Raw genomic sequence first — 26687 nt, 5'->3', positions numbered from 1 at the left:
GGGTTATGGAATTGGCCTCCGGCCATTCCATAACCCTGCGTGCCTCCGGCACGAAAAGACGGGCGGAGAGGGTTTGTGCCTCCGGCACAAATTCGGGTGCTGATTTTGATTGCATGGGTGGGGAGTTGGGGTTTGGGTTGAGGGTTCGTCATGTGCCCTTTCCTTGGGGCGGGTTTAGGGGGAATCTCCGATTCCCTTAAACCGGGCGGTATTTTATTGGTATTCCGTGAAGAAAAGTAAATCACGGAATACCAGGAAAGGGCAACGGGGCCCCTCCGGGGCCCCGTTGCCGACGAGAGGGAGTGAGAGAGCCTGCCTCCGGCAGGAGGCCGGAGGAGACGAGACAGGACAGGAGAGAGGGAGAGAGAGGGACCATGCCCCATCCAGCCCACCGAGGACCGAGGACCGGTGAGCGCTGACCGGCTCCACCCCCACCCCGCGCGACGGCCCCCGGCCGACGCGCAACACAGACACAGACCCGCCCCGATCCCCGACGCCGCCGCACCGACCACACCCAGCCCCCCACCCCTTCTCTCTTCTACTTGGGCAGGGAGCAGCGGCCGCAGAGGGGATGTCAGCAGGCGTACCAGGCTGGATTGTTGGGGTGAGCAGGGATGACGCGGAGACGGCCCAGGAGGTTGCGCAACGTCTAGCGCAACCTCTACCGCAACACCGTGGCGCAACATCTAGCGCAACCCGTAGCGCAACGGGGGTTCCATCCGAGCGCAACACACACTATTATTTGAAGTCCTGGGGGAGGCGACCCCCGGGAACCGCAAGGGACCAACGAAGGGGAAGAACGTGGAACTGACGATCACTGACGGGATCGTGCGCGGGGTACGCGGCGCAGACGCGCCCATGACTGAACTTGCCGTTCAGGCCCGCACGATCGCGAACTTCCTGCCGCTGCTTTGCGCGCGGGCAGGGGTGAAGATCGTGCACAACGCAGACCGGAGCTACACCGGAATTCGGTTCGAGACCAAGGCCGCCGGTCCGGTCGTGCTGGAAATGCCCACGGGTGAGGAGCCGTACCGGCTGGTTCAGGAATTCATCGACCCGGACAAGTCGGGGCGCATGGAAGTTGAATTGCGGCGATTCCCGCAGATCTACAAGCCCCACGGAATCGCGCTCATCACGGCCGAATTCCTCCGGTCTAACGGGTTCCTGAGGTAATCCGCGCGGGGGCACCCCCGGCCGGGGGTGCCCCCTTCCACCCGGCATCACGAAAGGAAAAGGGAAACCATGGAGAACACGCGGATTGCAGGGCAGGCCCGGGAAGTCGGAGCGCCGCTCACGGACGCCGAGAAGGAGCAGGCCCGTTACGCGCTGGCTGAGTTGGCGCGCAGCGAGAGGGACCCGGACGCCCAGAGGGTGTCTCCCGAGCAACTGGACGTTGTCCGGTCGTTCTTCGAGCTGGGTTGGGCCATGGGTGTGCGCACCGGCCACACGGGCCCGGCCATGGCGGATGTGCCGGTCGATGGGGCGACGGTTGACCGCGCGTTCCTGGGCCTGCTGCTGTCTGAGCGGGTGGCGAATCAGCTTGCGCTCTCGCTGGCGCGCATCCTTGACCCGCAGGACTCCGGGCCGGTCCTGTGGCAGAAGGTCAGGTATCACGGCAGCGTGACACGGCGTCACGGGGACTACTGGGTGCAGGCGATCAAGGCGGAGGCCGGGCCGGTCGGCGGAGCGCACGAGGTCCGCTACGACCTGTGCGAGGTGATCGGCCGCATTCCGGTGCCCGCCGTCACGAACGTGCGGGGGCGGAGCGTGACGCCGCTCCCCGAGTTCCGAGCGCCGTTGGTCTAAGTGTGCTGGTCAGGGGTGGGTTCACTCACCCCTGAAACACACTATTATTGAAGTTGTTCGGGGGGCGGTGGCTCCGCCCCCCGACCCGCAGAGACCAACAGCGAAGGGGAACACCGCATGACTCAGCAGTACGCCGAGCGCGCTACGAACCTCGCCCCCACGGGGGCCCGTAACGCCGACCTGTCCGACCTGGTCAGCATCCTGGAAGCCGGGGAGCGCCGGAAGCTGGACATCATCGCCTCCGCGTCCGCGCTGCGGATGCGTGAGGGAAACATCCACGTCGAGGGCGTGGAGTCCCAGATCAGCGCGGCAGGTGTGACGGCCGTCGACGGCATCTACCGGCCGACCGCCGTTGCCGACGAGGGGGTTTCGGACAAGCTCCGCATCCCGCTCGCCTACCTGCGCCGCATGCGCGCGGAGAACGTCCCGCTGCTGGACGAGAACGTCAACGCGTGGATGCGGCAGGAGCCGGAGCGCCGTTTCATGCTCCGCGCGTTCCGGAGCGAGAACGGCCCCGGCATGCCCGGTGAGGGCGTGGCCCGCGCGCTGCTGTCCGACAGCTACAAGCTGATGGACAACCTTGACATGCTGCTGGCCGCCCTGGACGGGGTGGAGAAGTCCGGGCACCCCACCCGGATCACGGGGTGCGACCTCACCGACCGGCGCATGTATGTGCGCGTCGAGTCCGAAGCGGTCGCGATCCAGGCCCGCAACCTGCTGCGCGGCTACCGCTCCCCGTTCGACGGCCGCAGCGGTGACGAACTCCCGATGATCTCCGCAGGGTTCGTCATCACCAACAGCGAGGTTGGTTCGGGGGCGTACACCATCACCCCGCGCGCGGTCATCCAGGTGTGCCGCAACGGTCTGACTCAGACCAAGGACGTCATGCGCGCCGTGCACCTGGGGGGCAAGCAGGACGAGGGCGTTGTGTCCTGGTCCGGCCAGACCCAGCGCAAGACGCTGGAGCTGATCACGTCCAAGACCGCCGACGCCGTGCGCACGTTCCTGTCACGGGAGTACGTCGAGGCCAAGGTCTACGAGATGGAGGCCGCCGCCGGGAAGACGCTGGACGAGCCGACGAAGACCATCGAGCACGTCACCAAGTCGCTCAGCATCGGCAACGAGGCCAAGGACCGGATCCTTTCCCACTTCATCCGGGGTGGGCAGATGACGGCCGGGGGCGTGATGCAGGCTGTCACGTCGACCGCGCAGACCCTCACCGACGCCGACCAGGCCGCCGCCCTGGAAGCGCTCGCGGTTCCCGCCCTCACGGCCGCCGCCGCGCACGGCTGACAGACCCCCGTGCGGGCCGGGCAACTCCCCCAGCCCGGCCCGCATGGGCCCGACCGTCCCAGAGCGCGGAGCGCGCGACCCAGCCCCGCAGGGAGCGCGGAGCGCGCCCGCCCCGCCTCTGCCGCGTAGCGGCAGCGCGACGCGTCGGCGGAGCCGCCCGCGCGCCCACAAGAAGCCCGTTGTGCCCAGGGGCGCAGTGCGGCCGGCCTCCGTCGCCCACCGCCCACCGCCCCGCCCCGTGAGGAGTCCTCATGTCTGCACGCCCGGAGATCACCCACCCTGGAGACGACGCCATCGCGGCCGCCATGAGCCGCACCCTGACCGCCCTTTCCGCCGTGTTCCAGGCACTCGGAGACGGTGAGCACACGCTGAACCTCGTGGCCGAGCGGACCGACAACGCGTTCGTCACGGGCCGAACTGATCTCTCGATCGGCATGGAGCCGCTGCGCCTGGCCGTCCTGGACGAAGACGAGTTCTGCGCCCTGCGCATGCTGCTGGTGTTCGCGCTGGAGGGCAGCACGATGCGCAGCGCCGTCCTGATCGCCACCACGGCCGCAGAGCCCAACCCCCGCGCGTGCGGCTGGTCCGTGCGTGACGGGTGGCTTCACCCCATGGACACGGACGACCTCCAGGCCGCCGTCATTCCGTGCCCCGACGTCGCCGCCGTAGAGCGCGAGGTCTACCCCGCCCCCGTTCTCATCCAGCTCCCCGACTCCGACGAGGAGGCCCCGCATGCCTGAACCGGAGCTCCCACGGCCCGACAACGCCGCCACGGCGTCCGCCATGGGCCGCGCCCTGCACGCGCTGACCGCGTTGTTCCCGGCCATCGGTGAGGGGAGCCACGAGCTGCACATCAACGCCGAGCGCACGGATGGCACGGAGGTGAGCGCCGACCTGTACGTGACCGTCGAGCCGGGATCGTGTCACGTGGATCACTCCGCCGAGGAGTACGTGCAGTTCTTCGTACTGCTGACGTTCGCGCTGGAGAACAGCACCGTGCGTGACGCCGTCCTGGTCGCCACGACCGCCGACGCAGGCATACGCACGTGCGGGTGGGAGGTACGGGCCGGATGGCTGCACCCCATGGACACGGCCGAACTCCACAAGGCCGCCACGTCCCTCCCCGCAGACGACGCCGCGCCGCACGTGGTCTGTCACGCCCCCGTCCTGCACCGCCCCCACGGGACCGCCGAGGAGCGCTCATGAGCGACAAGCCGCCGTCACGCCGGACGGCTACTGCACCAACACCAAGCCGGTTTCCGGCACGATCGAGCAGGTCAACGGCCATGCACTCGGCGAGAAGTTCTTCAAGATGCACGGCCGCCGCTACGCGGACTGTCCCTGTGGCCGCCGCCCCAGCCTGACCGACCGGGGCAACCTCCGCCGACACAAGCCGCCGAAGGAGTAACCCCCGCAGACGCCGTCCACGCCCCTCCCCCGGTACGGGGGCGTGGACGGCCGCCCCGGCCAGCGCGCCACTGGCCGACTGCCGCCCCGCGCCCGCACCCTCCCCTTCGGCGAGTGCGGGGCGGCACGCCCCCTCAGCCCACCCGGTCGAGTCCCGAGGAGTCGCAGCCCATGACCAGTCCGATCCTGACCATCGACACGCCCGCCGGCCCCGTGCGCGCCACCGCCGGCCCCCGCGAGGACGACGCCGTCGTGTTCGAGCTGGGCGGGGCGATGCGCGGCAGCGTGCACGTCACCGGCACCACCGACCCTCACCGCTGGGACCAGTTCACCGCCGTCCGCGCCTGTCTCGGCCCCGTGAACGCCTTCAAGACCACCGCTCCCGACGAGGACCTCCCGCGGCTCGCCCGCGGCCGCACCGGCTACCACGGCAGCCTGACCTTCTACCGCGACAGCACCGGCCGCCCCGGGGTCTCGGTATATCCGCTGTCGTCCGCCGCTGATCACCCGCCGTCGGAGAAGACGGAAGCGGTACTCACCGCCGTCCTGCGCGGCTGCGCCGAGCACGTCGCGCAGCGCGCCGACCTGCCCGCGATCCTGGAGGCCTCACGGCAGCGTGACACCCCCGGCCTGCTGCGCTTCCTCACCTGGTCCGCCTCCTACCACCAGGCCGAAGCCGTCCGCCTGGAGCGCGAGGCCCGTACCGCGCTCCCGGAGCGGAAGGCCGCCGAGGCCGCATGGCGGACCGCCGCACGGTGGCTCTCTTTCTCCCCGGACCCGGTCCTGCTGCTGATGCTGGCCGACCGCCCCGACTCACTGACCCAGAAGATCAGGGGGTTGCAGTGGTGGGCCCCCTACTGCGTCAGCGCGGCCGCCGAGGAGCACGAGCGCGCGCGCCGCGCCCAGGAGGAAGCCGACTCCCTGCGTGCCCAGCAGCGCAGGCGCCCGCGCGGCCGCCGCCCGGCCCTGGTCGGCACCCCCTGACAGACGGAGGAAAGCGCAGGTCAGGGGCGGGTTCACACTCACCCTAGAAACACTATTATTGGAAGTGCGAGAGGGGGCGTCACTGGTCCTGCCCCGCCCCCTCTCGCACCCGCCCCGGACTGAAGGAGCCGCCGTGACCGAGCAGTTCACGTTCGCCGCCAACACCGGCTCGTTCGGCCGCCGGGTTCTTGACCGTCAAGATCGCAGCACCTGTTACGGAGTCGTCTGGCACGACCCGAACGGCGTCTGCGCGTGGGTGGCCGAGTTTCCCGGCAACCGCCCCGGCAGCGGCGGCGGCATCCCCGGCTTCACCAGCCGCACGTGGGCCGCGCGGTTCCTCTACCGCTACCGCAAGCCCGAGCCGTCCGGCCGCCCCTGACCCACCGCCCCTCGCCCACACGCTCAGCCCGTGATCCCGGGGGCGCTTGACCACGAAGGCTCCCGAGATGGCCCTGAGTACCGGCCGGCAGTACGCCCGCACCCTCGAAACCGGCGACCGCTACATCACCACCGACCTCGACAACACACGCCACGAGGTCACCGTCTCCACCGTCACCGAGCACCTCGACGACTCCAACTCCGTCCGCCACCAGTACGCCGACCCGGTCGACCACGCGCACTTCACGTACTCGGCCGTCGTGCACGTCACCTACCGGGCGCCCCGCTGCCCCCACGGCCACGACTGGCGGTGGTGCGAGCGCCTCCCGTGCGTCGACTGCGAGTGGCCCGACGAGATCGACACCGCCTACATGGGCAACGCACCCGCCCGTACCGCCGCGTGACCATCCGACACCGAAGACAGGAGCCCCGATCATGCGTTGGCTGATGAGCCTCGGTGAGCGCACCCGCCCCGATGCGCCGACCTACGCCGAGGACCCCGCCCCCGACCAGGCGCGCGCCCTGGCCCTGGTCGGCGACTTCGCCCACCTCTTCACCGTTCTGCGGGAGTGGCGGCGGGAGTACGGCGAGGAGCTGACCGCGTGGGCCGTACAGGTCGAGGCCGACAACGTCGAGAACCTCCCCGCGGAACTCATCGAGCAGTGGGAATGGGAGGGCGCCCCGGTCCGCCTCGACACCGAACGGGGCGGCTACGTGAAGGTGTCCGACTACCGCGAGGTGCCCGAGCGCCCCGGCATCAGCGCCCGCACCACCACCGGCCTCCCTCTGTGGACCGCCGCACCCTGACCCGTCCGGCAGGCCGCTCGCGTCGCTCACCCCCCTGGAAGGAGAAACCGTGTCCGTCGGACGCCACTTCGGCATGGTCATCAGCCGCTTGCCCCGCTTGACGTACATGGCAACGGTCCTCGCCTCTGCGGACTGCCGGTTCGTGTGCTCGACCTGCTACACCGACTGCTGGGCCATCCACCGGCTTCACGGCGAGACCGCATGGATGTGCTCGCAGTGCGCCGATCTCAAGGACAACGGTCTGACGCCCGGCCCCCGCAGCTTCCACACCCAGCCGCCCCGTCCGCTCCGGGTGGGTGAGCAGCTGCGCAGCCCTGAGGGCGTGTGGGAGGTCACCAGTTCCCAGCGCGTATGGACGTGGGGAGGCCGCCCCCTCCAGCAGCAGGCCTGCGTGTATGTCGTCACCCGCGAGGACGGCCACGAGGAGGAGTGGCGGGGCCACGACATGGCCGACTTCCACCTGATCCCGGCCGAGTTCGAGCACATCACCCGGTCGCGCCGCAACGAGCTGGGCAGCGCGCTCACGGCCGCCGGCCTTTCCTGGGAGGACAACGGACGCCGGGCCACCCCACGGCGTCTGACGTACACCGTCACCGGCCCCCGCGGCCGCCAGTGGTCCATCCGGCCCGTCGCCGGAATCGACTTCGACCCGTGGCAGCCGTCGAATCTGTGGCGGGCCGTCCGCGCCGCCCCGCCCCACCAGAGCCCCGTCATGTCCGCCCGCGCTCTGGCCGACCACATCCGGGAGAGCCCCGCGTGAGCGGCCAGCTGCGCCCATGGCGCCCGGAGGACTTCGACGACCGGTGCGAGACGTGCGGCGCACCCCCAGGCCAGCTGTGCCACGCATGGTGCGACACCGGATACACCGCCGAGGACGCCCGCCGCGATGCCGAGATCCGCGACCAGGGCGCGCGGAACCCCGCCCCGAGCACACCCCCCAGCCATCCGAAGGAGTGAACAGAGCGCCATGACACGCGAGTTGATTACACAGGAGCAGTTCAACGCGTTCGCCGACGAAGTGGCGCGGGAGCTGGGTACGCACTGCCGTACGGCCGAACTCACCGACTACGAGGGCGGTTTGGGACGGCTCATCGTCGACGGAGACGGCCGCGCCCTGCGCCTGTGCCAGCCCGACGACCGCCACCCTGACCGCTTGAAGATCCACGCCGCACTGCCGGACGAGACCAAGATGATCGCACCGTCGATCGGGGTCACAGCCCGCAGCGCCCGCCACGTGGCCCGTGAGATCACCCGGCGGCTGTATCCCCTGCACGCCGAGGCCGCGCAGCAGGCCGCCGAAATCGCCGCACGGCAGGAGGCGGAGGAGAGCAGCCGCCGCGCCGTCGCCGAAGCCGTGGCCGGCGCACTCCCCGGGGCCCGGATCGACGAGCAGTACCGGCGCACCCGGATCATCTGGCAGCACGACACCAGGCCGCCCGGCGAGCGCGGCCCCGTCCAGGTCGACAGCGTCACCGTGCTGGTCGGCCCCTCCGGCGAGGGGGTGCAGGCCGAAGCGTCCGGGCGCCCCAGCTCCGTGATTGCCATGCTGGCCGCGTTCGCCCAGGCGTCACAGGAGTAAGAAGCGCAGGTCAGGGGCGGGTTCCCCCTCAACGTAAAGACACTATTATTAGATATCGAGAGCGGTTGACGCCCACCGGTTCCCGCCCGGCCTCCGCAGGCACTCCCCCGACAGACCTGGCAGCCGAGACGGCTCCCCCAGCCCGGCCCCCAGAGCAGGGCCGCGCCCCGCCCGACCAGACCGAGGGGCGCGGCCCCCGATAACCGAACACCGAGGTGCTGTAGCTCAGTTGGTAGAGCGCGGATCTTATAAGTCCTGAGGTTGCGGGTTCGAGTCCCGCCAGCACTACTCCAACGCCGTTCCCCATGACTGGAGTTGTGATGACCGACACCGAGGTAACCCCCAAGCCCGAGACGCCCGCCGCCGTGGCGTCTGCCGTCCTGAGCGCCATCGAGGCGCAGCCCAACGTCTTCAACATGGACAACTGGGCGTATCTGCCCGAGGCCCTCCGACTGCCCCCCGAGGAGGCTCCGGCGTGCGGTTCCCAACTGTGCGCGGCCGGATGGACGGCGCACCTCACCGGCTGGACGCTCGTATCCCTGCCCAGCGAGGAGCAGACAGAGGTCACCGGCACGGACGACGACGGCGACGAGTACGAGACGCTCGCCAGCGTCTACGCGGAGCGAGGCGAGGAGCGCCGCCTGATCTGTGACGTTGCCGCCAAGGCTCTCGGCCTGAGGCCCAGCGAGACGTTCTGGTACGTCGACGCGCCCACCGCCTTGAAGCGGCTGCGCGAGATCGCCGGACGCTGACCCACCGTCACCCGGCCGCCGCACCGGCGGCCCCAAGCCTGCGTAGCTCAGCGGTAGAGCGGCTCCACTTGTGGGTGGTCAGGGGTTCAAATCCCCTCGCAGGCACGCACATCGCACCCGCCTGACCGCTCACGGGAGCACACGATGGCCGACACCGTCAGCATCCCGGCCGACGTCGCCCACGCGTTCACCGACGCATGGTGCACCACCGTCATCACGTCCGACGTCGCCGCCAGCCTCGGATGCACCGAAGTCGACGCCCTGACCGGCCTGCTCCGCGCCCTCGGTGCCGAGCAGGCCGCCGACGAGTGGACCGACGCCCACGCCCAGGACGACGAACCGAACGACCGTCACTTTCAGGGGACCGTGCCCATGGATGCCTCACTCGCCGCCGACGGAATGCACTGGAGCCCCAGCCGTGCCGACGCCCACGACGGACGGTGATCCGAGCAGACCGGGCAACGAAACCGCAGGTCAGGGGAGGGTTCCCACTCACACAAAAGACACTATTATTGACGTTGTAAGGCGGAGAGTCCGCCCCTGTGTCAGGAAGGCCCCCATGAAGCGGTGCGAGTGGATGTTCCACACGATCAACGCCGACGGCCAGATGTTCGGGTACAACTACCCGCCCACCGGCATGGGTCCCTCGATCACGGCCGCCGAGCCGTGCGTGACGGTCGAGAACGCCTCCGAGCTCACGGGCCACGAGTTCACGCGAGCGGTGAGCTCCATGGTCACCGAGCACTGCGGCGACCCGTACACGCCCGTATTCCAGGGACGCGGCTGGCACGTCGAGATCCGGTCCGGCTATCCGCTGTGGACCACCACCTCATGACGTCCCCGGCGACCGGCCAGCGCAGGCCGCGAGTTCCCGCCGCCCGGCCGGGCACGAGCGGTTCCCTTCAACCCACCCACGAGAAAGGCGCGCACGTGACCCACGCACCCCAGTCCCCCGAGCGCCTGTCGCACGCGGCGGGCAACACGGCGCACACCGACCACCACACCATGCGGCGCGCGCTGCGCCGCGAAGTAGCCGGCACCATCGGCCTGCTCGCCGACGAGCACGACTTTCGCGCCATGCGGCACTACCGCACCTTCGCCTTCGCCGACTTCGAGACCTACCTGAAAGCGTTCGAAGACCTTCTCAGCAGCCGCGCCTCCCAGGGTGCCCCCACCACGGTTGCCCTCTTCGACCCGGAGGAGTACGCCGACTTCTGTGCCGACACCGGCCTCGACCCCGACAGTCCGTCGAGCCGCGCCCGATTCACTGCCCAACTCGCCGCCACGGGCCCGGCCATCCCGTACGACGACCAGCCCCTGGCCGACCTGATCCCGGCCCTGGTCGACGAAGCCGTCCGGCAGGCCACCTGGGAGTACGCCTCCACGCTCCTGGCCCGGCTCGGGGCCTGCGCCTGTTGTGGCGAGGACATCGGCCGGACGGCCTTCGCCCGGGCATCGGGCCTGCTGGCTCGCATCCTCGACGCGGCCCGGCCGGGCAAGCGGCACCTCGTCTGCAGCGTCTCGGCTGCACCGGAAACCCTGGTCGCCGTTCTCCACGCGGATACGGACCCGGACGGCGCGTGTCAGCTCGACGAGGCCGAGGCCCTCGAGTTCACCACCGTTCTCGCCCTCGGTCTGGCGACCCGGAGTCCCGGCGGGCTGGTCATTCGGAGTTCCGCCCCGAGCTCCCCGGACCGGGTCTACGGCTGGCGGCTGCGCACGGGCGAGTTCGAACCCCTCACCGCAGGCGAGGTCTTCGACGCGTATTGCACGGACGCTGACACCGGCGATCTCGTTTCCCCGGAATCGGACGTCGACTACTGCGTTCCGCCGGACCTCGGACCGGACCTCCCGCCGTCGGCCCACCGCTGAAAGCCCCGGCCGACACCGTAAACCAGCAGGCCAGACGGGGGTTCACACCAACCCAGCTCACACTATTATGAATAGTGAGCCCGGGCCGTCGCCACGCCGACACCACGCCCTCCGGGGCGACGGCCCGCCCCCTCCCCCCGATTCCCACCCCAGGAGTTCGCCGTGCAAGGGAACTTGACGCCGGTCATCGACTGGTACAGCAACAAGGCCTACCAGTGCCCGCAGTGCCACCACGACACGGTCGCCAGCCCCTCCCGCTGGGAGGTGTACACCTGCTGCAACTGCGCCACCCGATTCGCCCGCTTCCCCCGCCTGCAACGCTTCCTGCGCCACGTCGGCGTCACCTGCGAGTTCTGCACGGAACGCCACCCCGTGACGGTCGACGGCGAGCCCTTCGGGTTCCTGCGCCGCCGCCACAACGGCATCGGGATGTACACGGAGCACCAGTTCGAGGCGTGGCTGTACGACACGGACGAGTTCGCCGACCACCGCGATGGTGTGAGCTACCGCAGCACCCGCACCAGCCGCGCGGAGGCCATGGCCGACCTCGCCCACTGGCGCAGCATGTTCGGCCCCATCGAGGATGACCTCAGCCCCGTCTTCGCCGTCGTCGGCGACGAGCAGTTCGACAAGTACGGACCGGAGGTATCCGGGGAGCAGCGCGACGCGTTGCTCGACGGCACGCTGGAGGTCTACGGCGTCGGCGCCCTGCGCGCCTTTGCCCCGCCGCACCCCCGGCGCGGGCAGTTCTACGCCGACACCGACACCTTCACCTGGGGCCTGATCGCCCCGTCGGGCCTGGAGGGCATCTACACCAGCGCGGCACCGAAGTCCCTGGCCGCGCACGCCCCGCAGCTCTGACGTACCGCGCACGGGCTCGCCCGATTCCCCGTTTGTGCAGGTCAGGGGTGGGTTCACACCCTCCCAACTCACACTATTATTAGTAGTGAGCCGAGAGCCGCCGTCACCTGCCCCACCTCAATCACCAGGTGACGGCCCCCTTCCCCCTTCCAGCCCCAGGAGTTGCCATGCTTCGAACGCTGCGCCGCGCCCTGCGACCGGCACGTATCCGCATTCCCGGCCGCCGGTTCGCCGCCGGAATCGCGGAACTGCCGCCCACCGCGCGCGAAGCGCTGGGCACCGACGTCACGGCCGGGGAGGCCATCGCCTACAACCGCGTCCGTGTCGCCACGGCGACCGCCGTCGCCCTCTACCGCAGCGGATACACGCTGCCGATGACCGACGACGACCTGGACGACGCGGTGCTCGCCCTGGACTTCCCCTACTCGGTGCCGAGCGCGGAGACCCGCGCGTCCATCCGTGCCGCGCTCGCCGTCCTGGACGCCGACTACACCGTCACCGTCACCCGCTGACCACCCATCCACCCCGCCCGTGGGCCGCCCGCCCGGGCGGCCCACATGGAAGGAGGCCCCGGTGTTTCTCGTCGTACCCGACCCCGCCCACGGACTCGTCGCCGCCCCCGAGTCCTCTGACGACCTCACGCCCGTCACCGAACAGTCCCTTGCCGCCCAGGGGTTCGCCTGGAACAGCGAGATCGAGGCGTACACCCGCCAGGCCGACCACGACCCCGCGGCCGTGGACGGCACCGCCGGCATGCTGCGCGAGCTGGGCCACTACGTCTTCTCCGCATACAGGCCGCTGCCCAGGAGGTGACCGCCGCCCGGCCGGCCTCCGCCGCCACCTCCCGCCCCTTGCGCAGATGGAGTTCCGCCATGCCCCGACGCCGCACCCAGCCGCAACGGCCCGTCCGGTACGCCGCCACCGAGCACGACGGACGCCACCAGGTCGCGGACCAGCTCCACGGGTACACCCTCGGCAGCCATCCCACCGCCACAGCCGCCGAGGACGCGGTACGCGAGCTGACCGCCAACCCGACGGCCGCGATCGAGGCCGTCGAGGAGCTCGACGCCACCCAGACGGGCCCGGCCGCCACCGAGCGCCGGATCCTGCGCCGGTACGGGTACGCCTGGAGCCTGCGCCAGGACGAAATGCTGTCCCTGCGCGGCGAGTTCAGCCATGACCGGCTGGAGACCCTGATCTCCGGCGGACATCTGGCCATGGTGTTCAGCCCGGCCGGGCAGCCGTACTACACCACGCCCGAGCGGTACACCCAGCTGTCGCCCCGCTGGATACGCGACGGCGACGAGTCGTTCCCGGCCGCCGACGCCTCCCGCCTCGAACGCCCCCGCCCCGCCCTGGAGTTGCTGCCCGCGCGCAGGCGCTACGAGCCGTGCGAGCTGCACGGGATCACGCTGTGGCGGTGCCTGATCTGCGGGCCACGCGAGCGCTTCGAGTGCCAGTGGGGCGAGTGCACCGCCAATCGCGTCACGGCCTACTGCGAACGCTGCGTACGCATGGACCCCCGGCGCACCTTCCCGCTACCGCCCCGCCGAGAGCACGACTAGCCGTAAAACCGCAGGTCAGGGGTGGGTTCACCTCACCCCAAAAGACACTATTATTAATGTTGTTGGTCCTGCGGAACACCCCGTACGGCGGGGCCACCACCCCGCCGTACGGGCCCCCTCACCGCCACGCCACGGAAGGACACCGGCGATGAAACACGAGGAACTGGCCGCGCTGCTGGCCGAGCCGACCACGCCCCTGATGCGCGCCGCGCTCCGCGATCTGCCGCCCAAGACCCTGGACACGCTGGCCACCGTCGCCGACCAGGCGGCGGAGCAGGGATGGCGGCAGGTTGTCGCCGACCGCGTCCGAGCCTTCGCCGACGAGCAGCCGGGCGACGGACCGCAGGCCGTGGCCGCGTACTTCACGACGACGGAGCAGCGCACGGGCGGCGGGATGTCCGTGGGCTGGAGCCCGTTCATCGCGGCTCTCACGCCCACCGAGGATGTGCCGGACCTCAGGCACACCGAGACCACGGCGCGCATGGTGCCGGTCGGCGAAGCAGCGGAGGCCGAGGAGGACTTCGCGGACCCGAAGCTGTCCGAAGCGCTCCACCGGCTCGCGGCACTCGACCCGCCCGCGCACGCTGACGTCCTGCGCGTCCACCTGCCGACCTCCCGCGTCACCCGCATGACGCCCTGACCGCCCATGCCTGCGGTCGCCCCGGCCCCGGGGCGACCCGCGCGGAGGTGCACTGTGCCCGTTCCGGTCCTCTGCCACGTCTGCCGCATCGGCCGCTACCAGCCCCAGAGTCCTGGCACCTACCGCTGCCGCTCCTGCGGCAGCCCGGCGACGGAGTCGACGTTCCCCGTCCAGAGCGACGAACGGCTCGTCGTGCTCGCGGGAGTACTCCAGATCCTCACCGTGCCCCACGGCCACCAGGTGATCACCCCCGACCGGCGCTGCTACGCCCCGCACCTGGGAGCCAGCCTGAGCCTCGCACTGCGGGTCAACCGGACACACCCGGTGTTCCGACAGGCTGAGGACGTCGGCACCGCCGAGGACCTGCTGTCCGTCCTGGACGCCGACGAGCGGGGCCCCTGGGTGCTGTCTCCTGCGCAACTGGGGGTTCTCACCCGGGCCATGGACGTCCGCAACGCGCTGCTGCCGTCGACGTCGAGGCAGTACCCGGACTTCGACGCGGAGATCCGGGCCGCCCGCACGCGCAGCCGGCACCCGCGCGCCACGTGAGCGCCACGATGCCCCGAGCGCTGCCACCGTGCCCGTCCGCTCCGGCCGGCCGCGCCCGCACGCCGAACCGGCCCCCGAGCCAGAGAGGTTGAACCATGTCCGTGTCCCACTCCGTCTACGCCGTCTATGGCGTCGTGGTCGCGCCGCCCCGGCAGCAGGAAGCGCTGGACGAGTCGCTGCGAGCCCAGGCACACCGCCCCGCCAGCAGGAACTCTGCCGACGTGCGCGTGCAGTTGTTCACGGTCGGCGACGACGAGCACATCGTTCTCGGAGCGGGCTACGAGCAGCTCGGACCCAACACGTACCGGGCAGTTCCCTCTCTCCCGGTCAGCGCCGGGTGGGACGACGCCTTGCTTGAGCAGATGGGGAACCTGGGGCTCACGGTCTTGTCCGGTCCGTGCTGGCACGTCGTGCACGACCTGAGCTGAGGCCGGGACTCGTCGGCCGAGACCGCCGCGCGGAGCACCTCAGACACCCGCAAGAAGCCACGTTTTCGCGGGTCAGAGGGTATCTAGCCCTCATACAGAAACACACTATTATTGTATTTGAAGCGAGGGAGCGACGCCCCAACCGCCCCAATTCGCCGAACAGGCAAGGAGAAGGAGAGCCCCATGGCCACCGCCGTCTCGACCCAGCCCACCGAACCCGTCACGCACGAGGAGGAAGACGCGCCGCAGATCGTCCTGCTCGACCCGGCTCAGGTGGTGCGTGACGAGCAGAACGCCCGCGAAACCGACACCGAACCGGACGAGGAGCTGATCGCCTCCGTCAAGGAGATCGGTGTCGAGGAGACCATCAGTGTCCGGCCCCGGCCCGACGGCACGTACGGCGCATTCAAGGGCTGGCGGCGCGCGCAGGCACAGAAGATCGCCAACGACACCGCCGAACAGGACGGCCGCCCGGTGCGCAGGATCAAGGCGCACGTGCGGGAAGACCTGGTCGGCCGTGACGGCTGGACCCGGTTCCTGTCCCTGGTCGAGAACAAGCACCGCGAGGGGATGAGCGAGCGCGACATCCTGAAGTCGCAGGAGCTGTCCCTGATCGACATGAGCGACGTCGAACGAAGCCAGGCCACCAGGGCTCTCGGCGTCAGCCGCAACGCGGCCAAGCATGCCAAGACGGCGCAGAAGCTCGACGACGCCACCCTTCGCCGGGCAACGGCCGGAGGAATGGACCTGGAGCAGACCGCCCAGCTCGCCGAGGTCGAGCACGTGCCCGGCGCGGAGCGCCGTCTGCTGCGAGCGCTGGGGCGCGACCACGAGGAGGGCAACGGCGGGCGCGGCCACTGGGACCAGGAGATGGCGCTGCTCAAGGCCGAGCAGGACGACGCCGCCGCCCGGACCAAGGCCGAGGAAGACCTCAAGAAGGCGGACATCCCGCTGCTGGGGCAGCCGAGCTGGGGGCAGAAGGACACGTCCAAGCCGCTGGCCGAGCTGACCACCGGGCTGGGCAATCCGCTCACCGAGGACAACCACAAGAACTGCCCCGGCCACAGTGCCCGGCTCGACGACGAGCACCAGCCCGTGTGGCACTGCTCCGACCCGGCCGCGCACGGTCACAAGGTCCGCCCGCAGCCGAAGAAGCCCAGGACGGAGGAGGACGAGCAGCGGGCGGAGGAGCGCCGTAAGGTCATCGCCTGCAACCGGGCGTGGAAGGCCGCCGCCGGTCCCCGTCAGGACTTTGTCGCCCGGCTCGTGCGCCAGAAGACCCTTCCGGATGCGGCCCGCGTCTTCGCGCAGGAGGTCGTGCTCACCGTCCCGTACTTCTACAGCTCGTGGACCGACAAGCACGAGTCCGAGACCGTCGCCCGCTTCCTGGGCATCAAGGAGCCCGAGCACGCGGACCTGGCGGAGACAGCAGCGCAGCTGCCCAAGGCACGCGTCGTCAACGCGCTGTTCGCGCACGTCGCCGCTGCCTGCGAGCACGACATCCGCGAGCCCAAGACGTGGTCAAACCTCAACGTGCGGCAGGCCCGCTACCTGCTGCTCCTCGAAGCGCTCGGTCAGGACGACAACGGCAGCTACCGGCTGTCCGAGGTCGAGGACGAGGCGGTCGCCCGCCACCGGCCGGACACCGCCGCCTGACCGACCCTCCCCGCAAGCCCCGGCCGGGCACGCCCGTGCCCGGCCGGTTCCCCACCCCGCGTCACAGAGAGGCGACCCAGCATGACCGTCACCATGGACGAAGTCCTCGACTTCATCGGCAAGCTGCCGAATGCGATCCAGGTCTCGAAGGTCCAGGAGGCGTCCGCGCGGCGGCTCCGCGCGATCGACAAGGAAGCGTTCGCCGGACTCGTGGCGGGACGCAAGGCCCGCATCAACGAGTCGCTGCGCCCGGCCCTGCTGCGCGGTCTCACCGGCACCGTGCAGGAGCGCAACCGCACCGGCAGCCGCGCGGGCTTCCTGCTGGACGAGGAGTCCACCCGCATCCTGCGCCGCGACCCGCGCAACGGCCTGCCGGGCAAGCCCAAGTACCGCATCCCCGAGGACGTGACGCGCTTCCGGATCCCGGGCAGCGGCATCCCCGTCGCCTGCCTGGACGAGATCGAGGACGACTGACGGGCCCGCACGGCGCCGCCCGGCAACGGGGCGGCGCCCGCACCCCGCCGATCAACCGGCCGGGCCCCTCCCAGCCCGGCCCGCACGTGAAAGGCCGTCATGACCGACCAGCAGCAGGCCCCGTCCCCCGACCCGGACGGCGAGGCCCCCGACCGCCCCCTGACCCTCGCCGTGCTGCGCCATCTGGTCCGCGAGGACTGGAAGGGCTTGCCCGGAGACACGCTCGTCGTGCTGTCCCGGGACGCCGAGGGCAACCTCTTCTCGCCGTTCTCCACCTACAGCCACTCGCGGTACGCGCCGACCCTCAGCGAGCTCGTCGGCGACATCTTCCCGCTGCCGGAGGCTCTCAAGGCGGACCAGTCCTTGCGCGAGCTGTACGGGGACCGCATCCCCGACACCGCCCTCCCCGCGCTGGTGCTCTACCCGCTCGGCTGAGCGAACGCCTGCGGGCGGGGCGGCCCCGTCGGCCGCCCCGCCCGCGGGCCGTCAACTCCCCCTTTCCCGAGGCCTCTTCCTGGCCACGGTCCTCACGAAAGCGACGTGTCACCGCCATGTCCGCCCCACCACAAGCCCCCCGGGAAGGACCGCAGGCCCCGGTGCTGGTGATCAGCGACAGCACCGACGACGATCCGGTCGGCCTGCGGACGAGCCCGGTCCCCCGCCTGCACCTGCCATCGCCGTTGTTCAGCGCCGAGGAGTACCAGCGCGCTCCGCTCGTGCTCCTGGACGACCGCAGCTACACCGACTTCACGCTCCGCCACGTGCCGCACCGCCGGGGACTGATCGTCGTCCTGGTCGACCCCGACGACGGCACCATCTACCCCCGGGCCGCCGCCATCGGCGCGGAGGCTGTCATCCGGGCCGGAGACAACCTCAACTGGCTGCACCTGCGCCTGCACGACGCGACCGGCTGCCGCTACGCCCACTGGGAAGCGCTCCTGGCCGGCGGCCCTGCCGACCCTCCCCCACCGGCCAGCAGCTGACCGGCAGACGAGCCCCCCGTGGCACGCCCCCGAGATCCGAAGGAACTCCCCCCATGCACGCGATACCCCAACGCTGTGCCCACCGGCCGCTGGCGGGCGGGCTGGTGGTGCCGTACGTGACCCTGATCCACGACGGACACGCGGCCTTCGGCGTCCTCGACGCCGACAAGACCATCAACGCCTTCCGGCGGCGCCTGTGCCAGATCTGCGAACACCCGCTGGACGAACGCTGCTTCCTGCTCGTCCGCCCCGCCGACGTCGTCAAGGGCTGCTCCCCGGAACCGGCGCTGCACCCCGAGTGCCTGCCGTACACCGCCGACCACTGCCCGATGCTGAACGGCAGCCGCACGCACTACCGCCGCAGCCCGGTCCTGGTCAGCCACCCGGCCGGACGGCCCTGCACCGATCCGTCCTGCCTCTGCCTGTCCCGCACGACGGACGAGGGGCACGACGCCCGCAGCGGCAGCCCCGCCGACCGGTACGAGGCCTGGATGATCCACACCCGGAACTACCAGCTGGTCTCGCTGCCCGACCGGCCCGATGTGCCCTCCGGCATCAGCCTCGTCGCCCCCGTCCTGCGCAAACGCGTACTGCGCACCGCGACCCTCAGCCCGGATGCGCAACACCTGATGGACCTCTGGAACGCCCTGATGGGCGGGGCCTGACCGCCCCGTTCCGCACGGAAGGAAACCGCCATGCCGATCACACCGGACCCGGCCACGCCCACAGGCGGGGCCATCATCGATCTGGCCGACCTGATGGACGGCCTCCAGGAGCGCACCGGCGAATGGCCGGGGGCGGACACCGTCAGCATCCTCGAAGGGTGGCTGAGCCGCTTCAGCTTCGCGGTCGAGGAGAACCTCACCCCGCAGGTGACAGGCCGCGCGTGGGTGCTGCGCCAGTGGGACCGGCACAGCAACGATGTCACGCTCTGGTCCGACGAGGCCTCCGCCCTTGCCTCGCTGGCGCAGCAAGTGCGGAGCGCCTGGGACGACGTGGCGGGCGAGGACGGCGTCCCGTTCCGTCCGCCCGCCGACGACCGCAGGGCCGTGGACCTCTTCTACGGGTCGCGGGAGGACATCGAGGGCTACACGCTGTACGACGCGGATATCTCCCGCTGCGTGCTCGCGCCCCGTAATCCCAGCCTCTCGGACGCCGAGGAGTGCGCGGAGGCGAACAGTGCGGCAGTGTTCCACGCGATGCGGGGGCCTGACGATGAGGGCCTGCCCTGCATGGAGATCGCGGGCATCCTCGTGTTCGCCTACCTCGACGCCGACCGCGGGGCCGTACGGGTCTCCGTTCATCTGGACACCACCGACGAGCAGTTGGTCCGGGCCGACAGCACGGTGCCGCTGCTGGTGGAGATCGGGGACGCCACGGTGTTCGACAACCTCACCCCGCCGCCGGCCCCGGCGCAGCCGACCGGGTGGAAGGCACGCTTCCGGCGTCTCACCCGCCGTACCGCACTCTCCGGCGGCGGGAAGTGCCGACAGGGGGGTTGACCATCCCCCGAAAGACACTATTATTTTAAATAGGAGGTGTTCGCATGGCCCCGTCCGTCACGCACGTGATCGGCACCGTCGCCGGTGGCGTGGAAGTCCGCTTCACCCAAGACGGCATCGCTGTCTGCCGGTTCCGCCTCACCGAGACCCCCACGCAGTGGGATGCCACCGCGCAGAAGTGGCGTGACCTGGAGCCGATCCCCTACATCTGCACCGCCTGGCGGGACCTGGCCAGCAACGCCGCCGAATCGCTCGTCGACGGGGTCAGCGTCCTGGTCAAGGGACGCATCACCGGGGTCAAGGACGACTCCATCTACCTGAGCATCGACGACCTCGGCATCAGCCTGCGCAGGCGCATCGCCTACACCGAGACCAGCCTGCCCAGCCCGATCGCCGCCCGCCCGGTCACCGCTCCCCCGGCGCCTCAGCCCGCCACCGCGTCCCGACCGGACACCGGGCGACCGGGCAGCCCACCCGCCTGGTGGGAGCAGAAGCGGTCCGCCAACTGGTCCTAGCCCGGCCACTCCACCGCAGCCGCCGACGGCACTCCCCTTCCCGTCGGCAGCTGATCACTTCCCCCTTCGCCCGCCCCGGCGCGGCACCGGTTCGCCTGCCGGTGCCGCGCCCTGCCCGAAAGGCCAGCCGCCCATGCCCGCACACGCCCTGCCCGAACGAGCCGCACGCGCCACGCTCGCCGCCCACTTCACTCCAGGCCAACTCGCCGCCGAACTCGACGAGTACACCCCGGCCGAGGTGTGGGGCCGGCGCGTCCGCAGCGACGGCAGCGGGCGCCTGGCCCACTACCGGCCCGACGAGGAACTCGCCCAAGCAGAGCTGACCTGCCCGTTTGTCATCCCCTCGGACGAGGAGTGGCCCACCGCTCTCGCCGACCTGGGGCCGGCCTGCCCGCTGGGTCTGTGGGTCCGCGGCCGCGAGCGACTGCCGCGGCTGACCGGCAGCGCCGTCGCCGTGACCGGCAACCGGGTCCCCACCGAACAGGCCGTCGCCCGCGCGCACGACTTCGCCACCGCCCTCGCCGAGGCCGATCACACGGTCACCGCCACGCTCGCCTACGGCGTCGACGCCACCGCCCACCAGGCCGCCGCCGAGACAGGCCGGGCGACCCTCGCCGTCCTGCCCCGCGGCCTGGACGGTGCCCACCCCCACGCGCACGCCCCGCTGCTGCGCTCCATCCTCGACAGCGGCGGTGCGGCAGTCAGCCTCTACCGGCCCGGCACCGAAGCCAGCGGCGCGACGCTGAAGGCCAGCGCCGCCCTGCTGGCCGCGCTCGCCCGGGCAGTGATCCTCGTCGAGGCCCTGGACCACGTCGTGGCGATGCACGCGGCCGAGACCGCGGTCGGCCTACACCGGCCCTTGCTCGCCGCGCCCGCCACTGGCGACGTCCGCTCCAGCGGCAACGCCCGCCTCATCGACAAGCAGCTCGCCGTGAACAGTCCCGGCCCCCGTCTCGCGCTCGCCCTGCCGCACGCGCGCGTGTCCCGCGCCGGAGACGTCGCGGACGGCGACCTGCTCCTGGCCGCGGTCGGGAAGGACGGCGCCGACTACTTCAACACCCCCTACATCGCCCACCCCGAGCCCTTCGACCCGTCGTGCAAATGCGGCGTGTGCTGCCTCGTCACGAAGCCCGGCGAGGTGGTGGTGCTGTCCCAAGGCGATCCCTGGGAGTCCTGCGACCCGTGGCCCGCCGACGACCTCCTGCTCATCGTCTCCGCCCAGCGGCTGACCGACCGGCACCTCGAGGAGTGAGAGCCGCCATGTCCCGTACGACGTACACGCCGTCACTGCCCGGCCTCAGCGCCGCCGACGACGACCTGGACACCATCATCAACTGGGGCGCCGGCGCTGACTCCTCGGCCTACATCGCCAAGATGCTCACCGCCCCGGACGCGCACGGCATCGACCTCGACCGCACCGCCGTCCTCTACATGGCCACCGGCAGCGAGTGGCCCGAAACCCGGCTACTGGCCGACGAGTTCATGATCCCGCTGCTGCGCGAGAACGGCGTGCGCTTCGTCCAGCTGGCGCGCAACGGGCACCTCCAGTCCGACGGGTTCACGATCCTCGACGACTCCCGTCACCCCGAGCAGCTCATCGCGCGCGGGCCGTGGACGCTGTGGGACGACCAGGAGTCCGTCGGCACGGTGCCCCAGGTGGCCGGCACCCGCAAATGCTCCCTGTGGGCGAAGGGAGACGTCGGCGACTGGTGGCTCAAGCAGGTCTTCGGCGGCCGGCCGTTCAGGCAAATCATGGGCTTCAACGCCGACGAGGAAGGCCGCCGCCTCGGCGACCAGGTCACCTCGAAGATGCCCGGGCGCACCGGGGAGTTCCCGCTCATCGACTGGGGCTGGAACCGGCAGCGGTGCGAGGCCTACCTGCTGGAGCGGTTCGGCGTGCACTGGCCGAAGTCGTACTGCACGTTCTGCTGCTTCTCCGCCTCCATGGGATCGCTGCCCGCCCACATGGAGCGCATGCGCTCCCACCCGGACATCGCCGGCGAGGTGCTGCGCCTGGAGTACACGGCGATGAGCCTCAACCCGAACGCGAAGCTCTACGGCCGCAAGACCCTCCTGGAGATGTTCGACCCGACCCAGCCGCGGGACCGGGCCTGCCTGGAGGCGTTCGAGCGCGAGCTCGACATGCCGTGGGCGCTCTACCACGTGCGCCGCCTGTTCCTGGTGACGGAGGACGGCAGGCGCCGGCCGGTGAAGCGCTCCACCGAGCGCGTCGACCTCGGCCGCCCGCATCAGCTCGCCCGGCGGCTGATGTCCGTCTCCGAGCGGCACGGCATCGACGTCGAGCACGACCCGGTCTACGGGCGCGCCCGGGCCTGGGTCCGCCCCCGGGCCAAGGGCTGGCCGATGGCGGAGGAACTCTTCGCCACCGCCCCCGCCCGCGTGATCGACAAGCAGGACCAGAACTTCGAGCGGCACTGGGACGCCCTCGTCTCGGGCTCCGCCGCCCAACTCCCCCTCGCCTGAACCGCCCCTCACCGCCACCTCCGGAAGGACGTCCCGTGCGCGCACCCATGCCCTCAGCCCCTGCTCCTCCCCCGCTGCTTCGCCGTGCTGTACCTGGCCACGCCCTCCGGAGCTGACGTACGGGCCGCCATGCAGGCCGGACTCCTGGCCTGCATGACGACCCCGGCCCAGGGCAACGTGATCCCGCCCGGCGCCCTGTACGCGTGCGACAACGGCAAGTTCGGCAAGGGATGGCCCGGCGAGCAGGCCTGGTTCTCGTGGCTGACGGCGACGGTCGACCGCTACGGCCCCGAGCTCTGTCTGTGGGCCGTCGCCCCCGACGTCCCGATGGACGCCGCGGCCACCCTCGCCGAGTCGCTGCCCTGGCTGGAGCCCATCCGCGCCCTGGGGATCCCGGCCGCGTTCGCCGCCCAGGACGGGAGCGAGCACGGGCTCATCCCCTGGGACTCGATCGACGTGCTGTTCCTCGCCGGCAGCACCGAGTGGAAGACCTCATCGGCCGCCCACCGGCTGGCCGTTGAGGCCCGGGAGCGCGGCCTGGCCGTGCACATGGGCCGCGTCAACTCCCGCCGGCGGCTGCGCATCGCGCAGGCCTTCGGCTGCACCAGCTGCGATGGCACCTACCTCGCCTTCGGGCCCGACACCAACCTTCCCCGCCTCCTGGCCTGGATGAACGAACTCCACGCCGCCCCCACTCTGTTTGGAGACGAAGCATGACGACCCGCCTGCGCCATATCGGCGCCGCGATCATGGGCATCCTCGACCCCATTCCCTCCACCGTGCCCTCGCCGATGAGCGAGGAGGAAGGCGCCTGGGTCCGCGCGCACGCCTGGACCAAGGGACTGCGCAAGATCGAGAACGCCTACCCCCGCGGCTTCCACCGCTGGTGCTCCTGCGAGCGCGGCATCTGCACCGGCTGTGCCTCCGGGCACCACGACCGGTGCGTCAGTGCCGGCGGCCCCCGCGTCGACGAGCACGCCGACACCATCACCGACGCCTACGGGTTCGTCGTCGCCGTGATCCGGTACGGACCGGGCCAGCGGCCCTGTCGGTGGCTCTGCCCCTGCCCTCACCCGGCGGCCGTCGAAGAGACCGCCGACGCGGGCGAACCCGAGATACCCCCGGCACCCCAGCACGCAGTCCCCGCGCAGCGGCCTGCAGCCGCCCCGGAGGGACAGCTCCCCCTCTTCGCGAGCGGCACGCAGGAGCGCGGGGACGGGGAGGCACCGTGAGGTTCCCGGTCCAGGAGGCCCTGCCGTTCGAGGACCTGCCGGAGGTACCAACCGCGTCGCCCTGGTGCCAGCGGTGGCGCGACCGGAAGCATTCCTGGGCGCATGTTCGCGACGGAGGCTTCGACGCCCGCCGATACACCGTGGACGTCATCCCCGACGAGGAGCCAGCCAAGGGGTTCGTGCTCGCACACCATTACTCCGGCTCGTACCCGGCGGTGACGGTGCAGTTCGGCCTGTACGACGTCGTCGACGGCGAGCGGCGGCTGTGCGGGGTGGCTGTGTTCGGGGTGCCGGTCAGCACCGCCGTCCTCACCAAGCCACTGCCCGAGCTCCGGCCGTACACCGAGTCGCTGGTGTGCTCGCGGTTCGTCCTGCTGGATGAGTGCCCGGCGAATTCGGAGTCGTGGTTCCTCGCGAACTGCCTAAAACGCCTGCTCGCCAGTGGTGTACACGGAGTCGTCTCGTTCGCGGATCCTGTCCCGCGCCGGACCGCTTCGGGAGTTCTGGTCATGCCTGGGCACGTCGGCACGATCTACGCCGCCACGAACGCGCTCTACGCCAGCCGGGCCACGGCCCGGACCGTGAAGCTCCTGCCGGACGGCACGGTCTTCCACGAGCGCACGGCGCAGAAGATCCGCCGCCAGGAGCAGGGCCACCAGTACGCCGAAGCCCAGCTCATCGCGCTCGGGGCTCCGGTGCCGCGGGCGGGGTGCAATCCGGCCGTCTGGCTCCGGGAGGCCCTGGTCGCGGTCGGCGCCCGCAACGTACGGCACCGCGGCGCGCACCGCTACGTATGGCGGCTGGGCCGAAGCCGGCGCGAGCGCGAGCAGATCAAGCTCGGCCTCCCCGCCCAACGGCCCTATCCCAAGCAGCCCGACCCCGAAGCGATCGCGGTCTGAGGGCTGTTCAGCCGCGCAGTCCGTACCGCCCGCCGCAGTCGCCCCTCTCACCGCCCGTTGCCTCGTGCTCCCTCAGGAGGACACCCATGCCCGCCCTCTGGAAACCGCCGCCGACCCTCTCAGTGCACCAGCTCGAAGGCTTTCCCGTGATCGGCCACGCGCACGGCCCCAAGGACACCGCCCCCTGGTCGACGCGGCCCGGGAACCGAACCCGGTACAGCATCCACGCCGTCGACACCGCCCAGAACAAGTTGCTCGTGTCGGTCAGCAGCGTCGTCCTCGGCGGAGGCACCGAGTACCCGCACCCCCAACGAGGCGTCACCGGCTGGGCTCCCCTCACGTGTTTCGGCCTCATCCTCCTCACCCATCTGCGCACCAGCGGCTCGTACGCCGGACACCAGTGCCACCACCACGTGCGTGCCTACCCCGAGGCACGGCCCTGCTGGCACTGCAAAGCCCGTCCGCCGGAGGCCCAGTGCACCCACTTCACCGATTCCCAGCCCCATCAGACCGGCCCCGTCGGGGATGCCCGCTAACCCGCCCACCAGGAAAGAGGAACCATGTCGCACCCCACCCCCCTGTATGCCGACCCGGTTGCCTTCGCCGCGACCCGGCACCGCATCGTCATCAACCTGTCCGGCGGGAAGGACGGACTTGTGGCCGGCTTGATCGCGATGGACGCCGCCCGCCAGGCAGGTGTCGCCGACCGCGTCTGGACCGCCCACGCGAGTCTGGGACCGATGGAGTGGCCCGCCGTCACCGTGGACGGAGTTCGCTGGCCGAGTGCCAGCGAACTCGCTGCCCAGCACAGCGCGGCCCTCGGGGTGCCGCCTGAGCGGCATGTCGAGATCCGCCGCAGCCGTGAAGTCGACGGTGAACGGGTGCCGTTCGATCTGCTGACGTTCATCGCGGAACGAGGCGACTGGCCCTGGCTCGGCCGGGCCCGCACCTGCACGGGTCCGTGGAAGACGAAGATGGTGTACCAGGCGTTCACCCCCCAGGTCCGCGCGCTCAGGAAGGAGACGGACGGACCGCTGATGTTCGCCAACGTGCTTGGGATGCGGGCCGAGGAGAGCGCGGACCGGCGCAACCGGGAGGTGTGGCGCCGTACGACCGACAACTCAGCCCGGGTCGTCGACGAGTGGCTGCCCGCCCACCAGGTGAGCACCGAGGAGGTCTGGGAGCGCACGATCAGTGCGGGGCTGCCCTACCACTGGTGCTACGACTCGCATCCCGGTGCCGGGGACCGGCGTGGCTCCAGTCGTTGTTCGTGCTCGGCCTGCACCCTGGCCAACCACCGCGATCTGCTGCTGATGGCCGGGCGCCGGCCGCGGCTCGCCGAGCTGTGCGCGCTGGTCGAACGCGTCCGCCAGGTGCCGTTCAACCCGAACATCACCATGGCGGAGCTCATCGCCCTGTCCCGCCGGCGCGATGCCCCGGACCCCGGCATCGAGGTTGAGGAGAACGCGGACTTCGAGCGGATGGAACGCGACGTCCATGCCGCCCTGCGCAAGCCGCCTACATGGGACTCCAAGGCCCGCACCGGGCCGGGCGAGCTCCTGCACAGCGCCGCCGGGTGCGACAGCTGCCACTGACCACCACACCGCCCACCGTCCCTATGGAGGGATACTCCTCATGATGACGACGACCACCCAGCGCATCCTCGATCTCGCTGCAGCGGCGCCGGCCAGCCACGGCGAGGACCTGGTGCTGCTCCTGGGCGAGGCAAACGAGCTGTACCAGCAGGGCCTGCAGGCTCTGCACCGGGAAGTGGCAGCGCGTCTCGACGGGCTAGCCACCGCGGACCTGATGTTCGCCGCGGACACCGCCGGTATGCCCTGTGATCCCTCGCAGGACCGAGACGAGGTGATCCTGCTGCTGGCCCTGGTCGAGTGGGAGATGACTCCGGCCGCCATGGCGTTCATGGAAATGGCTGAGGCCGCCGCGCGTCGCGGGGTCTGCCTGATCCCCGAGGAGTAGGCCGGAAGCCAGCGCGGCCGCCGACGGAAAACTACGAGCCG

The 26687-nt window shown here is 70.8% G+C and carries 38 protein-coding genes and 2 tRNA genes; all 40 read left to right on the top strand.

All coding sequences use genetic code 11. The features are described from left to right. Window positions 1–801 precede the first annotated feature (801 nt). The 40 genes from QQM72_RS28420 (at window position 802) to QQM72_RS28225 (ending at window position 26646) form a co-directional block, all read left to right on the top strand. The gene (locus QQM72_RS28420) at window positions 802–1173 is read left to right on the top strand and encodes a hypothetical protein (protein WP_314223691.1); all 372 of its coding nucleotides are present in this window, start codon (window positions 802–804) and stop codon (window positions 1171–1173) included. A 69-nt stretch (window positions 1174–1242) separates the two neighbouring features. After that, window positions 1243–1806, top strand: coding sequence for a hypothetical protein (locus QQM72_RS28415; protein WP_314223690.1), 564 nt, complete (start codon window positions 1243–1245; stop codon window positions 1804–1806). Window positions 1807–1923: 117 nt separating this feature from the next. Continuing rightward, window positions 1924–3099, top strand: coding sequence for a DUF932 domain-containing protein (locus QQM72_RS28410; protein ID WP_314223689.1), 1176 nt, complete (start codon window positions 1924–1926; stop codon window positions 3097–3099). A gap of 251 nt (window positions 3100–3350) precedes the next feature. After that, window positions 3351–3839 (top strand): hypothetical protein, encoded by a 489-nt coding sequence (locus tag QQM72_RS28405; protein ID WP_314223688.1) that lies wholly within the window; start codon window positions 3351–3353, stop codon window positions 3837–3839. Continuing rightward, window positions 3832–4305 (top strand): hypothetical protein, encoded by a 474-nt coding sequence (locus tag QQM72_RS28400; protein ID WP_314223687.1) that lies wholly within the window; start codon window positions 3832–3834, stop codon window positions 4303–4305. Before QQM72_RS28405 ends, QQM72_RS28400 begins: the two co-directional genes overlap by 8 nt. 372 nt (window positions 4306–4677) lie before the next feature. After that, window positions 4678–5490, top strand: coding sequence for a hypothetical protein (locus QQM72_RS28395; RefSeq protein WP_314223686.1), 813 nt, complete (start codon window positions 4678–4680; stop codon window positions 5488–5490). Window positions 5491–5623: 133 nt separating this feature from the next. Beyond that, complete coding sequence (locus QQM72_RS28390; protein WP_314223685.1) at window positions 5624–5869, top strand: hypothetical protein; 246 nt, start codon at window positions 5624–5626, stop codon at window positions 5867–5869. Window positions 5870–5936: 67 nt separating this feature from the next. Then, window positions 5937–6272 (top strand): hypothetical protein, encoded by a 336-nt coding sequence (locus QQM72_RS28385; RefSeq protein ID WP_314223684.1) that lies wholly within the window; start codon window positions 5937–5939, stop codon window positions 6270–6272. Window positions 6273–6303: 31 nt separating this feature from the next. Then, the gene (locus QQM72_RS28380; protein WP_314223683.1) at window positions 6304–6675 is read left to right on the top strand and encodes a hypothetical protein; all 372 of its coding nucleotides are present in this window, start codon (window positions 6304–6306) and stop codon (window positions 6673–6675) included. A 49-nt stretch (window positions 6676–6724) separates the two neighbouring features. Next, window positions 6725–7435, top strand: coding sequence for a hypothetical protein (locus tag QQM72_RS28375; protein WP_314223682.1), 711 nt, complete (start codon window positions 6725–6727; stop codon window positions 7433–7435). After that, entirely contained in the window at window positions 7432–7632 is a 201-nt protein-coding gene (locus tag QQM72_RS28370) for a hypothetical protein (protein WP_216586702.1), read from the top strand. Before QQM72_RS28375 ends, QQM72_RS28370 begins: the two co-directional genes overlap by 4 nt. 10 nt (window positions 7633–7642) lie before the next feature. Next, window positions 7643–8254 carry a hypothetical protein gene (locus tag QQM72_RS28365; protein ID WP_314223681.1) on the top strand — a complete coding sequence of 204 codons (612 nt, stop codon included), beginning with the start codon at window positions 7643–7645 and terminating at the stop codon, window positions 8252–8254. 214 nt (window positions 8255–8468) lie between these two features. After that, window positions 8469–8542, top strand: a tRNA-Ile gene (locus QQM72_RS28360). Between the two features lie 32 nt (window positions 8543–8574). Next, window positions 8575–9006, top strand: coding sequence for a hypothetical protein (locus QQM72_RS28355; protein ID WP_314223680.1), 432 nt, complete (start codon window positions 8575–8577; stop codon window positions 9004–9006). Window positions 9007–9042: 36 nt separating this feature from the next. Further along, window positions 9043–9111, top strand: a tRNA-OTHER gene (locus QQM72_RS28350). A 39-nt stretch (window positions 9112–9150) separates the two neighbouring features. Then, window positions 9151–9450 (top strand): hypothetical protein, encoded by a 300-nt coding sequence (locus QQM72_RS28345; RefSeq protein WP_314223679.1) that lies wholly within the window; start codon window positions 9151–9153, stop codon window positions 9448–9450. 115 nt (window positions 9451–9565) lie between these two features. Continuing rightward, entirely contained in the window at window positions 9566–9841 is a 276-nt protein-coding gene (locus QQM72_RS28340; RefSeq protein ID WP_314223678.1) for a hypothetical protein, read from the top strand. A gap of 170 nt (window positions 9842–10011) precedes the next feature. Next, entirely contained in the window at window positions 10012–10878 is an 867-nt protein-coding gene (locus QQM72_RS28335; protein ID WP_314223703.1) for a hypothetical protein, read from the top strand. 162 nt (window positions 10879–11040) lie between these two features. Beyond that, window positions 11041–11739, top strand: coding sequence for a hypothetical protein (locus QQM72_RS28330; RefSeq protein ID WP_314223677.1), 699 nt, complete (start codon window positions 11041–11043; stop codon window positions 11737–11739). A gap of 167 nt (window positions 11740–11906) precedes the next feature. Further along, window positions 11907–12251: a hypothetical protein gene (locus tag QQM72_RS28325; RefSeq protein ID WP_210549074.1), complete on the top strand. Its 345-nt coding sequence runs from the start codon at window positions 11907–11909 to the stop codon at window positions 12249–12251. A 61-nt stretch (window positions 12252–12312) separates the two neighbouring features. Beyond that, window positions 12313–12552, top strand: coding sequence for a hypothetical protein (locus QQM72_RS28320; RefSeq protein WP_210549075.1), 240 nt, complete (start codon window positions 12313–12315; stop codon window positions 12550–12552). Between the two features lie 59 nt (window positions 12553–12611). Further along, complete coding sequence (locus QQM72_RS28315; RefSeq protein ID WP_314223676.1) at window positions 12612–13304, top strand: hypothetical protein; 693 nt, start codon at window positions 12612–12614, stop codon at window positions 13302–13304. A gap of 148 nt (window positions 13305–13452) precedes the next feature. Further along, window positions 13453–13944: a hypothetical protein gene (locus QQM72_RS28310; protein WP_314223675.1), complete on the top strand. Its 492-nt coding sequence runs from the start codon at window positions 13453–13455 to the stop codon at window positions 13942–13944. A gap of 54 nt (window positions 13945–13998) precedes the next feature. Further along, the gene (locus QQM72_RS28305; protein WP_314223674.1) at window positions 13999–14493 is read left to right on the top strand and encodes a hypothetical protein; all 495 of its coding nucleotides are present in this window, start codon (window positions 13999–14001) and stop codon (window positions 14491–14493) included. A 95-nt stretch (window positions 14494–14588) separates the two neighbouring features. Further along, window positions 14589–14921 (top strand): hypothetical protein, encoded by a 333-nt coding sequence (locus QQM72_RS28300; protein ID WP_314223673.1) that lies wholly within the window; start codon window positions 14589–14591, stop codon window positions 14919–14921. A gap of 183 nt (window positions 14922–15104) precedes the next feature. After that, window positions 15105–16577: a ParB/RepB/Spo0J family partition protein gene (locus QQM72_RS28295; protein WP_314223672.1), complete on the top strand. Its 1473-nt coding sequence runs from the start codon at window positions 15105–15107 to the stop codon at window positions 16575–16577. An 81-nt stretch (window positions 16578–16658) separates the two neighbouring features. Further along, window positions 16659–17051, top strand: coding sequence for a hypothetical protein (locus tag QQM72_RS28290; protein WP_314223671.1), 393 nt, complete (start codon window positions 16659–16661; stop codon window positions 17049–17051). A gap of 99 nt (window positions 17052–17150) precedes the next feature. After that, entirely contained in the window at window positions 17151–17486 is a 336-nt protein-coding gene (locus tag QQM72_RS28285; protein ID WP_314223670.1) for a hypothetical protein, read from the top strand. 161 nt (window positions 17487–17647) lie between these two features. Beyond that, complete coding sequence (locus tag QQM72_RS28280; protein ID WP_314223669.1) at window positions 17648–18034, top strand: hypothetical protein; 387 nt, start codon at window positions 17648–17650, stop codon at window positions 18032–18034. Window positions 18035–18087: 53 nt separating this feature from the next. Beyond that, window positions 18088–18699: a cell envelope biogenesis protein OmpA gene (locus QQM72_RS28275; protein ID WP_314223668.1), complete on the top strand. Its 612-nt coding sequence runs from the start codon at window positions 18088–18090 to the stop codon at window positions 18697–18699. Window positions 18700–18729: 30 nt separating this feature from the next. Further along, window positions 18730–19536, top strand: coding sequence for a hypothetical protein (locus QQM72_RS28270; protein WP_314223667.1), 807 nt, complete (start codon window positions 18730–18732; stop codon window positions 19534–19536). A 44-nt stretch (window positions 19537–19580) separates the two neighbouring features. Next, the gene (locus QQM72_RS28265; protein ID WP_314223666.1) at window positions 19581–20051 is read left to right on the top strand and encodes a single-stranded DNA-binding protein; all 471 of its coding nucleotides are present in this window, start codon (window positions 19581–19583) and stop codon (window positions 20049–20051) included. Window positions 20052–20184: 133 nt separating this feature from the next. Beyond that, the gene (locus QQM72_RS28260; RefSeq protein WP_314223665.1) at window positions 20185–21303 is read left to right on the top strand and encodes a DNA-processing protein DprA; all 1119 of its coding nucleotides are present in this window, start codon (window positions 20185–20187) and stop codon (window positions 21301–21303) included. Between the two features lie 8 nt (window positions 21304–21311). Next, window positions 21312–22535, top strand: coding sequence for a hypothetical protein (locus QQM72_RS28255; RefSeq protein ID WP_314223664.1), 1224 nt, complete (start codon window positions 21312–21314; stop codon window positions 22533–22535). A gap of 84 nt (window positions 22536–22619) precedes the next feature. Continuing rightward, window positions 22620–23252: a hypothetical protein gene (locus tag QQM72_RS28250; RefSeq protein ID WP_314223663.1), complete on the top strand. Its 633-nt coding sequence runs from the start codon at window positions 22620–22622 to the stop codon at window positions 23250–23252. Continuing rightward, entirely contained in the window at window positions 23249–23767 is a 519-nt protein-coding gene (locus tag QQM72_RS28245; protein ID WP_314223662.1) for a DUF6248 family natural product biosynthesis protein, read from the top strand. The genes QQM72_RS28250 and QQM72_RS28245 overlap by 4 nt, the downstream gene beginning before the upstream one ends. After that, the gene (locus QQM72_RS28240) at window positions 23764–24666 is read left to right on the top strand and encodes a Mom family adenine methylcarbamoylation protein (RefSeq protein WP_314223661.1); all 903 of its coding nucleotides are present in this window, start codon (window positions 23764–23766) and stop codon (window positions 24664–24666) included. The genes QQM72_RS28245 and QQM72_RS28240 overlap by 4 nt, the downstream gene beginning before the upstream one ends. An 86-nt stretch (window positions 24667–24752) precedes the next feature. Beyond that, a complete protein-coding gene (locus QQM72_RS28235) occupies window positions 24753–25202 on the top strand; it encodes a hypothetical protein (RefSeq protein ID WP_314223660.1) in 450 nt (149 codons plus the stop codon). A gap of 24 nt (window positions 25203–25226) precedes the next feature. Further along, complete coding sequence (locus QQM72_RS28230; RefSeq protein WP_314223659.1) at window positions 25227–26261, top strand: adenine nucleotide alpha hydrolase family protein; 1035 nt, start codon at window positions 25227–25229, stop codon at window positions 26259–26261. A 40-nt stretch (window positions 26262–26301) separates the two neighbouring features. Then, a complete protein-coding gene (locus QQM72_RS28225; RefSeq protein WP_314223658.1) occupies window positions 26302–26646 on the top strand; it encodes a hypothetical protein in 345 nt (114 codons plus the stop codon). The last annotated feature ends 41 nt before the right edge of the window (window positions 26647–26687 follow it).

This window comes from Streptomyces zaehneri (genome assembly GCF_032248645.1).
In the GTDB taxonomy this organism is placed as follows: domain Bacteria; phylum Actinomycetota; class Actinomycetes; order Streptomycetales; family Streptomycetaceae; genus Streptomyces; species Streptomyces coriariae.
This window is presented reverse-complemented; position numbering and strand designations above follow the sequence as displayed.